8 protein-coding genes are annotated in these 10145 nt (G+C 61.0%); 4 read left to right on the top strand and 4 right to left on the bottom strand.

Annotated elements, in window-relative coordinates; translation table 11 throughout:
- The first annotated feature begins 275 nt into the window (after window positions 1–275).
- The 4 genes from argE to NCR93_RS06730 all read left to right on the top strand — a co-directional run bounded on the left by argE (window position 276) and on the right by NCR93_RS06730 (window position 5670).
- On the top strand, window positions 276–1502 hold the full coding sequence (argE, locus tag NCR93_RS06745) for an acetylornithine deacetylase (protein WP_175980117.1): 1227 nt from the start codon (window positions 276–278) through the stop codon (window positions 1500–1502).
- A gap of 23 nt (window positions 1503–1525) precedes the next feature.
- On the top strand, window positions 1526–2548 hold the full coding sequence (locus NCR93_RS06740) for a threonine/serine dehydratase family protein (RefSeq protein ID WP_175980116.1): 1023 nt from the start codon (window positions 1526–1528) through the stop codon (window positions 2546–2548).
- A gap of 569 nt (window positions 2549–3117) precedes the next feature.
- Entirely contained in the window at window positions 3118–4041 is a 924-nt protein-coding gene (locus tag NCR93_RS06735) for a SphA family protein (RefSeq protein WP_239294929.1), read from the top strand.
- Window positions 4042–4089: 48 nt separating this feature from the next.
- Window positions 4090–5670 (top strand): NHL repeat-containing protein, encoded by a 1581-nt coding sequence (locus NCR93_RS06730; protein ID WP_175980114.1) that lies wholly within the window; start codon window positions 4090–4092, stop codon window positions 5668–5670.
- A gap of 107 nt (window positions 5671–5777) precedes the next feature.
- Here NCR93_RS06730 and NCR93_RS06725 read toward each other — a convergent pair whose 3' ends face one another.
- The 4 genes from NCR93_RS06725 to NCR93_RS06710 all read right to left on the bottom strand — a co-directional run bounded on the left by NCR93_RS06725 (window position 5778) and on the right by NCR93_RS06710 (window position 9915).
- A complete protein-coding gene (locus NCR93_RS06725) occupies window positions 5778–6593 on the bottom strand; it encodes an ABC transporter permease subunit (protein WP_033536119.1) in 816 nt (271 codons plus the stop codon).
- Window positions 6593–7501 carry an ABC transporter permease subunit gene (locus tag NCR93_RS06720; RefSeq protein WP_033536118.1) on the bottom strand — a complete coding sequence of 303 codons (909 nt, stop codon included), beginning with the start codon at window positions 7499–7501 and terminating at the stop codon, window positions 6593–6595. The genes NCR93_RS06725 and NCR93_RS06720 overlap by 1 nt, the downstream gene beginning before the upstream one ends.
- Window positions 7498–8670, bottom strand: coding sequence for an ABC transporter ATP-binding protein (locus NCR93_RS06715; RefSeq protein WP_008349801.1), 1173 nt, complete (start codon window positions 8668–8670; stop codon window positions 7498–7500). The genes NCR93_RS06720 and NCR93_RS06715 overlap by 4 nt, the downstream gene beginning before the upstream one ends.
- Window positions 8671–8799: 129 nt before the next feature.
- On the bottom strand, window positions 8800–9915 hold the full coding sequence (locus NCR93_RS06710) for a polyamine ABC transporter substrate-binding protein (RefSeq protein ID WP_175980113.1): 1116 nt from the start codon (window positions 9913–9915) through the stop codon (window positions 8800–8802).
- Window positions 9916–10145: the final 230 nt, after the last annotated feature.

The following is a 10145-nucleotide window of genomic DNA, read 5'->3' as shown; positions in this document are numbered from 1 at the left end:
TGATGCGCGACGGCACAACTTGGAATCCCCCAAAACCATGATCCTTACCAACTCAACCCTTGACGCTCAATACAGTTGCTTTCTTTGCAGCAGCAAAGAAAGTGACTGCCGCCCCGCACAGGGGCAGTGCTAATAGACCACTAAGAAAACGGGATCCAGCGACAACCCCAAAGCGCCAAAGCTCAAAAGCCCCAAAACTCAAAAACCAAAAAGCCCCCTACGGCCAGCATCATTCTTTTGGGCTATGATCAAACCCTACCCGCAGGAGCAAAAATATGTCACAGATCGCTGACACGGCGAATCTCGAAGCTCAATCCAGAACCGAAACGCCCATTTCCCTGCCGTGGATCGAACGGCTCGTATCCATCGATACCGTAAGCCGCAATCCGAATCTCGGCCTGATCGAAACGGTACGCGACGAACTGCGAAAAGCGGGCATCGAAGCGACCATCACCAACGATCCGCGCGGCCAGTGGGCGAATCTCTTCGCCACGGTCCCGGCGCACGACGGCCAAACCGACGGCGGCATCGTGCTGTCGGGTCACACCGATGTCGTTCCGGTCGACGGTCAGGACTGGCAGAGCGATCCGTTCAAGCCCGAAGTGCGCGACGGCCTGCTCTACGGCCGCGGCTCGTGTGACATGAAAGGCTTCATCGGCGCCGCGCTCGCCATGCTGCCGAAGATGCAGGCGACCAAGCTCGCGAAACCCATCCACTTCGCGCTTTCCTACGACGAAGAAGTCGGCTGCGCCGGCGCGCCGCTGATGATCGCCGACCTGAAAAAGCGCGGCCTCAAACCCGATGGCTGCATCGTCGGCGAACCGACATCGATGCGCCCGATCATCGCGCACAAAGGCATCAACACCTATCACTGCTGCGTGCGCGGCTTCGCGGCGCATTCGTCGCTGACGCCGAAGGGCCTGAACGCGATCGAGTACGCAGCGCGGCTCATCTGCCACATCCGCGATCTCGTCGACGAGTTTCGCGCGCAAGGTCCGTTCGACGAACTCTACGACGTGCCCTTCACCACCGGTCAGACGAGCACGATAAAAGGCGGCAACGCGATCAACACCGTGCCCGCCGAATGCAACTTCGAGTTCGAATTCCGCAATTTGCCGACGATCGATCCCGATAAGATCTTCAAACGCATCCAGTCGTACGCGCATGACACGCTGCTGCCGAAGATGCTGAAGGAACACGGCAACGCGGCGATCGAATTCACGAAGCTCGCGTCCGCGCCCGGCCTCGACGCCACCGAGCAGGCCGCGATCACGCAACTCGTGCGCGCGCTCACGCAAAATCAGGACAAGCACAAGGTCGCCTACGGCACCGAAGCGGGCTTGTTCGCGAACGCGGGCGTGCCGAGCATCGTCTGCGGGCCGGGCAACATCGAACAGGCGCACAAGGCGAACGAGTATGTGTCGCTCGAACAGCTCGTCCAGTGCGAGGCGTTCCTGGGCAAGTTCATCCACAGCATGTCCGTCGAAGCACAGCCCCGTTGACCTCTCCAGATCGACAACACGTCATGTCCACTGCCATGCAGCATTCCGACAATACGATCGACGGCACACCGATTCCGACGCTCGACGAAATCGCCGAGCAGCATATGGCGCTCACGCCGTGGGTGACGCGCACCCCGACCTTCGAGCGCCACGACTTTCCGACGCTCGAAGGCACGCCGGTCACGTTCAAGTTCGAACTCTTGCAGGCAAGCGGCACGTTCAAGGCGCGCGGCGCGTTTTCGAATATCCTCGCGCTCACCGACAGCGAGCGTTCGGCGGGCGTCACGTGCGTATCGGCGGGCAATCACGCGGTGGCGGTCGCGTACGCGGCGCAGCGCATGGAAGTGGGCGCGAAGGTCGTCATCATCAAGAGCGCGAGCCCGGCGCGCGTGGCGCTGTGCCGGCGCTACGGCGCGGAAGTCGTGTTCGCGGAGAACGTCGCCGAGGCGTTCGATGTCGTGCGGCGCGTCGAAGCGGAAGAAGGACGCGTGTTCATCCATCCGTTCAACGGCTATCGCACGGTGCTCGGCACGGCGACGCTCGGCTACGAGTGGACGTCGCAGGCGCCCGATCTCGACGCCGTGATCCTGCCGATCGGCGGCGGCGGCCTGGCCGCGGGCGTATCGACGGCGATGCGCCTCGCAAATCCGTCGCTGCATGTCTTCGGCGTGGAACCGGAAGGCTCGGATGCGATGAAACGCAGCTTCGAGGCGAATCACACGGTCAAGATGGGCGCGATGCACGGCATCGCCGATTCTTTGATGGCGCCGCATACCGAGCAGTACAGCTACGAGCTATGTCGGCGGCATATCGACGAGATCGTCACCGTGTCAGACAACGAGCTGCGTCACGGCATGCTGCAGTTGTTCGGTGAACTCAAACTGGCGGTCGAGCCGGCATGCGCCGCCGCCACCGCCGCCCTGCTCGGACCGTTGCGCGAGCGGCTGGAAGGCAAGCGTGTCGGCGTGCTGCTGTGCGGCACCAATACCGACCCGACGACCTTCGCGAAGCATCTAGCGCTCGCGCGGGAAGCGTCGGGCGACTGAAGCTTTCGCAAGCAGGCGTTTGCATGTCTTTTCTCGGGGCGCATCGTGCGCCCCGAACTCGTTTTGCGCAAACTTCACGCTGAGATTTTCTCAAAGCGTATTAATGAAAAAAATAATTGATCTTTGTGCATATCTTTGTCATTCCGGCGGCAAAGCTTGTCTGCGCACGTGCGCGCTGATAGTGTCGCCAACCAAATGCAGTCGGAAGATCTGTTTCTAAACCTGAGCACTGTTTAATCTTTTTCAATCGCCATTAGCGCCCGTTTCAAAGTTCGCGGAGCTGATTCGGCACGAACAAGAACTCTCTCCGGCAAGTACAGGCAGCAACGATCCATCGTTGCGGGAACACGCACACCTACGAATAGCGATTAAATTCAATTAATGTCTACCGCGATATTTACAAAGCGGATAGATAGACGGATCCATTTATTACGGCGCTTTTGGACGCACCAATTTTTCAAACAATGAGCAAAATAAATCGAATCCCAGAAACGGGAATAATGCAATGCGTTTTATCTGAATTCGGCACGCGTCGCGGACTTACCGCGCGCCGATCAGTTCTGGCGCTGATGCTGGCGGCCTCATCGGCCTGCATTCCCGTTGCTCATGCAACCGAAAGCGCGCTCGGCCGGCCTGTCGCGGGCATGAGCGTCGGCCCGAGCGCGGGCATCGTGCCGCCCGAGCCGATGACCATCGTGAACTTCGAGAACATCTATCTCGACGGCTCGATCGGCGCGAACCGCTCCGTGCCGATCGCCGGCACGGCGACTGCCGGCGTCGACGCGAAGATCGACTTCACGCTCGCTACCCTGATGCGCTCGTGGGGCAGCACGGGCGGATGGAGTTTCGCGTCCGCCATCACGCTGCCCTACGTCTGGACCGACGTGAAAGCAGGCGCGTCCGTCGGACGCCTGAACGGCGCGCGCAGCGACAGCGCCGCGAACTTGTTTGACCTCTACTTCACGCCGATCGTCGCGGGATACCACTTCTCGCGCACCGATCACATCGCGCTCAGCTTCAACGTCTGGGCGCCGACCGGCCGTTACGACCCGAACGCGCTCGCCAACACGAGCCTGAACAACTGGACCTTCGTGCCTCAAGTGGCGTACACGAAGCTCGTTCCGCAGTACGGCCTGGAATTCGACGCCGTCGCGGGACTGCAGTTCTACACGCGCAATCAAGCCACCGATTATCAAAACGCCCCGCTCTTCACGCTCGATCTAATGGGCCTGAAGAAATTCGCCAATGGCGTCGGCGTAGGCCTCGTGATGGGCACCGTTCAGCAGCTCGGCAAGGACTCCGGCCCAGTCGCCGATCGGCTCGACGGCTTCGTCGGACATGACTTCTCGCTCGGTCCCATCGTCACTTACGACACCAAGGTGGGCGGCAAACATCCCGTTTCGGCGAGCTTGCGCTGGGTGCCGAGCATCGCGAGCACGAACCGGCTCAAGAGCACCAACAGTTTCATGGCAAGCGCGACGCTGGCGTTCTGATGCCTGCCCGCATCGCGATATGAATTCAACCCGAAGAAGGAGCAACGCATGAAAAAAACCTCTATCAGCACGATAACCGCGCTGCTGTTCGCTGCGGGCACCGCGCACGCGCTGGAAGCGAAGCAGCCGCCGCGCAACCCGTTCCTCGCCGCCGAGAAATATTCGATCACGCACTTCGATTCGTCGCAGAGCGATGCGTTTCCGTATGCGGTCAAGCCCGGCTTCTTCAACGTCGATATCAGCAAGGCGCCGCGCGTCGTCGCCGGTCCGGTGAACATCATGACGCTCGCGTCGACGTCGCCGAACTACATGTGGGGCGTGTCCAGCGAAGGCGTGACGTATATCGACGTGTCGAACGGCGGCTTCAAGGAAGTCGCACGCGCCCCGGCGCCCGGCAACAAGGTCATTCCGGCCGCGCTGCACGACAAGGTGCTCGGCGAGCGCTACACGAACATCAAGCACGCCGAAGACGCAGTGTTCAAGACCTACGGCCTCGACTGGACGCGCGTCGTCAACGGCGTGTACTCGGTGGTGGACAAGGATAATCATGTCTACTACAACGATTCGGACGGCAACATCAGCATGTTCGGTCTCGTGGACGAAAAGAATCCGGCCGCCGGCATCAAGGTCATTAAGACGATCGACATGAAACCGATCGTCGGCAAGGCGCATCTCGTCGGCACGGGTGTCACGTACGACGGCAAGTTCGTCGTGGCATCGAACGTGTCGATCAGCGTGTTCGACCGTTCGCTCGAAGGCCAGCCGCAGACGATCCGCTTTGCGCCGGGCGAATTCGTGAGCAACTCGTTCGCGATCGATCAGAAAGGCGGCATCTACATTGCGTCGAATCGCGTGATGCATAAGGTCGTTTGGACCGGCACGAAGCTCTCGGAAGACGAAGCAGACGGCGCATGGAAGGCCGAATACGAGCACGGCGATCAGCCGCCCGCAGTCAAGTTCGGCGACGGCACCGGCTCCACGCCCACGCTCATGGGCTTCGGCGACGACCAGGACAAGCTCGTGGTCATCACGGACGGCGCGAACCGCATGCACCTCGTCGCGTTCTGGCGCGACCAGATGCCTGCGGGCTGGAAGCAGATTCCGGGTACGAAGTCGCCGCGCATCGCCGGTCAGATCGGCATCACGGCCGGACTCAAGCATCCGCCGAAGTTCGTTCAGAGCGAACAGTCGGTGGTCGTGAACGGCTACGGCGCGTTCGTCGTCAACAACGTTGCCGAGAAGGGCCATCCGGACAAGCTCGTCGACGTGCTGTCGCTCGGTCCGGTCAACAAGCCGGCCTCGGGTGCCGAGCGTCTCGAATGGGATCCGAAGAAGCACGCATGGCGCTCGGTCTGGACGCGTGACGACGTCGTTTCCATCAGCATGGTGCCGAGCACGAGTTCGGCGTCGAACATGGTGTTCGTGAACGGCTACTATCCGAAGACGGGTTGGGAAATCACCGGCATGGACTGGAACACCGGCAAGACCGTGCATCGCGTGTCGTTCGGGCAGAGCAATCTGGGCAACGGCGCTTACGCCATCATCCAGTACCTGTCCAACGGAGACCTGCTCATGAATAGCATCGGCGGTCCGACGCGCGTCGTTCTGAAGGACGCAGCAGCGAAGTAAGCGGCGCGTCTTGATGCAAGAAGGGCCATCGCGACTGAACATCGCGATGGCCCTTCGGCGTTTACAGCGTCGTGCCGGACGCGCTTTTTGCGTCCGGCCACTTGACGTCACATCACCGTTGCGAGCTTTCTCCGTTCGCTGCGCAGCATGAAGACGTTCGCCGCGATCACGCCGACCGTCACGAGCGCGATGAACAAAGTCGCGAGCGCGTTCATCTCCGGATTCAAGCCAAGACGCACGCGCGAGAACACGACGAGCGGCAATGTCGTCGAACCGGGACCGGACAGGAACGCCGACAGCACGAGATCGTCGATCGAAAGCGTGAACGACAGCAGCCAACCGGCGACGAGCGCCTGCGAGATCAGCGGCAGCGTGATCGAGAAGAACACGCGCAGCGGCGTCGCGCCGAGATCGAGCGCGGCCTCCTCCAGCGAAGGATTCAGCTCCCGCACCCGCGATTCCACGATGATCGCCACATACGAGATGCACAACATGACGTGTCCGATCCAGATCGTGAAGAATCCGCGATCCGGCCATCCGATGAGCTTCGCCATTTCGACGAACAAGAGCAGCAGCGAAATGCCCTGAATGACTTCGGGAATCACGAGCGGCGCGTTGATCATGCCCGCGTAGAGCGTGAAGCCCTTGAAGCGCCCCATGCGCGCGAGCACGAAGCCCGCCCACGTGCCGATGACGACCGACGCGCACGCCGTGAAAAACGCGATGCGCAACGACAGCCACGCCGCGTTGATCAGTTCGTCGTCGGTGACGAGCGCGCGATACCACTTGAGCGACGGCTCGGTCCAGACGGTGACGAGCGGCGAATCGTTGAACGAATAGACGATGAGACTCAGGATCGGTATATAGAGGAACGCGAACCCCAGTCCGAGCGCGGTGATTTGCAACGGACGGCTGACCTTGATCATCGCTTTTCCTCCAGTTGCTTCGCCTGGAAGTGCTGGAAAAGCGCCATCGGCACGAGCAGCAAGAGGACCATCGCGCAAGTGACGGCGGAAGCCATCGGCCAGTCGGCGTTGTTGAAGAACTCGTTCCACATGACGCGGCCGATCATCAGCGTGTCCGCGCCGCCGAGCAGTTCGGGAATCACGTACTCGCCCACCGCCGGAATGAACACGAGCAGGCAGCCCGCGATGATGCCGTTCTTCGACAGCGGCAACGTGATCTGCACGAACGCCTTCCACGGCTTCGCGCCGAGATCGTAGGCCGCTTCGAGCAAAGTCAGATCCATCTTCACGAGATGCGCGTAAAGCGGCATCACGAGAAACGGCAAATACGAATACACCATGCCGATATATACCGCGATGTTCGTGTGATACAGCTCGATCGGCGAATGCAGCAGGCCGATCGAAATCAGGAAGTTATTGAGCAGGCCGTTGTTCTTCAGAATGCCGATCCACGCGTACACGCGAATGAGGAACGACGTCCAGAACGGCAGCATCACGGCCATCATCAGGATGTTGCGCGTGGCCGGATTCGAACGGGCGATGTAATACGCCATCGGATAGCCGATCAGGAGGCACAGCACCGTCGATACCGCCGCGACCAGCAGCGAGTTCATGTAGGTCGCGAAGTACAGGCTGTCCTTGACAAGGAACGCGTAGTGCGCGAAGTCGAGCGCGATATGCATCACGCCCTCTTCCATCGTCACGAGATCCGTGTACGGCGGAATGCCGAGCTGGCTGTCGGCGAAGCTGATCTTCACGACGAGCAGGAACGGCACGAAGAACAGCAGCAGGAGCCACAGATAAGGACCGCCGATGACGAGCGTGCGTCCGGAAACGCCGATGCGCTTGAGCCAGTTCGTCATCATGCGGTCAGCACCACACCCGCCGACGCGCTCCAGCGCACGTAGACTTCGTCGTCGAACGTGGGCGAATCGATCTCGCCGATCGCGAGGCTCGACAGGTTCGCGACCACGACCTTGCCGGAATCGAGCGTCACGTGATAGAGCGTGTAGCCGCCCATGTACGCGATGTTCGTCACCTTGCCGCGGCCCCAGTTGTAGGTGCCTTCGGGCGGCTTGCGCGTGAGCGCGATGCGTTCGGGACGCACGGATATCGTCACCGGCATGCCGAGCGGCCCGGTGATGCCGTGGCTCACATAGAGCCGCACCGGAAGGTCCGGCGATTCGACGAAGATGTGATCCGGCTCGTCCTCGACGACATTGCCGTCGAAGAGATTGGTCGAGCCGATGAACTGCGCGGAGAAGCGGCTATTCGGATACTCATAGACTTCGTGCGGCGTGCCGAGCTGCACGATCTGCCCTTCGCTCATCACGGCGATGCGATTGGCCATCGTCATCGCTTCTTCCTGATCGTGCGTCACCATGATGCAGGTGACGCCCACCGTATCGAGAATATTGACGAGCTCGATCTGCGTGCGCTGGCGAATCTGTTTGTCGAGCGCGGACATCGGCTCGTCGAGCAGAAGCAGCTTAGGTCGCTTGACGAGGCTGCGCGCGAGCGCGACGCGCTGCTGCTGACCACCCGACAACTGGTGCGGCTTGCGCTTGGCGAACTTCGCCATCTGCACGAGTTCGAGCGCGTTGTGGACGCGGTCCTTCAGCTCGCCGCCCTTTACGCCTTCCTGCTTCAGCCCGAACGCGACGTTCGATTCCACGCTCATGTGGGGAAAGAGCGCGTAGGACTGGAACATCATGTTGACCGGCCGGTTGTACGGCGGCATCTTCGCGAGGTCTTCCCCGTCGATCAGAATCTGCCCTTCGGTCACCGATTCGAGTCCGGCGAGCATGCGCAAAAGAGTCGACTTGCCGCAGCCCGAGCTGCCCAGCAGCGCGAACAGCTCGCCCTTCTTCACCGACAGGTTGACGCCCCGCACGGCCGTCGTCTCGCCGAACTTCTTCACGACATCGACGATCTGCACGAAGCTGTCGTCCGTGCTCGAGACGGATGGGAAACTGCCCGGCTCGCGCCGGCCGGAATTAGGCGCTGCCTTCAACGCGCTCGACTGCTCACTCATGATTGCCTGTTCGACTCCTTGCTTCCATGCGTCTTTCGTGACTCGCCCCGCCACGCGATGCGATCACGAACAAAGCCCCCGGAGGTCCGGGGGCTTCGTCGTTTCAAAAGAATAACCGGCTTATCGGATTCATCGGCCGGACTTGAATTCCGTCCAGAGCCGCGTCTGCAGGCGCTGGATTTCCGGCGGCAGCGGCTTCAGCAGGAACAGCGTCTTGATGACATCCTGCGGCGGAAACACGGCCGGATCGTTCGCGACGTCCTTGTCCACGTACTTGCGCGCTTCGAGATTTGCGCTCGGGTAGTACACGGCGTTGGTGATCGCGGCGTGAACCTGCGGCGTCTCGATGTAGTTGATCCACTCGTGCGCCGCGTCCTTGTTCTTGGCGTCCTTCGGAATCGCCATCACGTCGAACCACACGGGCGCGCCGCCCTTCGGAATGTAGTACTCGATCTTGAACGGCTTCTTCGCATCGACGGCGCGATGCTTCGCGATCACGACGTCGCCCGACCAGCCGTAGGTGAAGCAGATATCGCCGCCGACCATGTCGTTGATGTAGCCCGACGAGTTGAACTGCGTGATGTACGGACGGATTTTCTTCATCATCGCGAGCGCTTCGCGATAATCGGCCGGGTTCGTGCTCATCGGATCCTTGCCGATGTAATGCAGCGCGGCCGCGAACATCTGGTCCGGCGCGTCGAGCACCGAGACGCCGCACGCCTTCAGCTTCGAGATGTTCTCGGGCTTGAAAAGGATGTCCCAGTTGTTCAGTTCGGCGTTCGCGCCGAGGATCTGCTTCGCCTTGTCGACGTTGTAGCCGAGGCCCGTCGTGCCGTACGCCCAGGGCACCGTGTATTTATTGCCCGGATCCGCGCCCTCGACGAGCTTCATCAGGTCGGGATCGAGATATTTGAGGTTCGGCAGCTTCGACTTGTCGAGCGGCGCGAAGATGTTCGCGGCGATCTGCTTGCCGGCGTAATTGCTGGTCGGCACGACGATGTCATAGCCGGAACGGCCGGTCAGGAGCTTGGCCTGCAGGGTGTCGTCGCTGTCGTAGTTGTCGTACTTCACCTTGATGCCGGTCTGCTTGGTGAAGTTGGGAATCGTGTCCTTCGCGATATAGTCCGACCAGTTGTACACGTTCAACTGCGTGTCTTTCGCGAAGGCCGCGAGCGGAGTCAGCATCGCGGCGCATGCCAGGGCGCCCGCCAGCTTGGCCGTGCGGCTCGCCAGTTTCTCGTTCATTTCGATTCTCCCTTGTTCCGACTTGTCACGACGTCGTGCCGCCCGGACCCGGCGCATTTTCGCATCGCCGAGCGACCCGCGACTCCCCTAAAACCCCGAAAACTACCATTAAACGCGGACGCGACAAAAAATAATCCGCCGCTTGTCGCGCAAAATGTACACGCCCTTGCGCCACGCGGCGACGGTCTTGCCGCGCGGGGCTCTGCCCGGCTTAGCGCCGCGCGCCGACA

The sequence above is a fragment of the Caballeronia sp. ATUFL_F1_KS39 genome (genome assembly GCF_023630985.1).
GTDB classification, from domain to species: domain Bacteria; phylum Pseudomonadota; class Gammaproteobacteria; order Burkholderiales; family Burkholderiaceae; genus Caballeronia; species Caballeronia zhejiangensis.
This window is presented reverse-complemented; position numbering and strand designations above follow the sequence as displayed.

Bases quoted from the DNA above. Each gene is read 5' to 3' on its own strand.
- argE (WP_175980117.1), top strand. From the start codon at position 276: ATGTCACAGATCGCTGACACGGCGAATCTCGAAGCTCAATCCAGAACC.
- NCR93_RS06740 (WP_175980116.1), top strand. From the start codon at position 1,526: ATGTCCACTGCCATGCAGCATTCCGACAATACGATCGACGGCACACCG.
- NCR93_RS06735 (WP_239294929.1), top strand. From the start codon at position 3,118: ATGCTGGCGGCCTCATCGGCCTGCATTCCCGTTGCTCATGCAACCGAA.
- NCR93_RS06730 (WP_175980114.1), top strand. From the start codon at position 4,090: ATGAAAAAAACCTCTATCAGCACGATAACCGCGCTGCTGTTCGCTGCG.
- NCR93_RS06720 (WP_033536118.1), bottom strand. From the start codon at position 7,501: ATGATGACGAACTGGCTCAAGCGCATCGGCGTTTCCGGACGCACGCTC.
- NCR93_RS06715 (WP_008349801.1), bottom strand. From the start codon at position 8,670: ATGAGTGAGCAGTCGAGCGCGTTGAAGGCAGCGCCTAATTCCGGCCGG.
- NCR93_RS06710 (WP_175980113.1), bottom strand. From the start codon at position 9,915: ATGAACGAGAAACTGGCGAGCCGCACGGCCAAGCTGGCGGGCGCCCTG.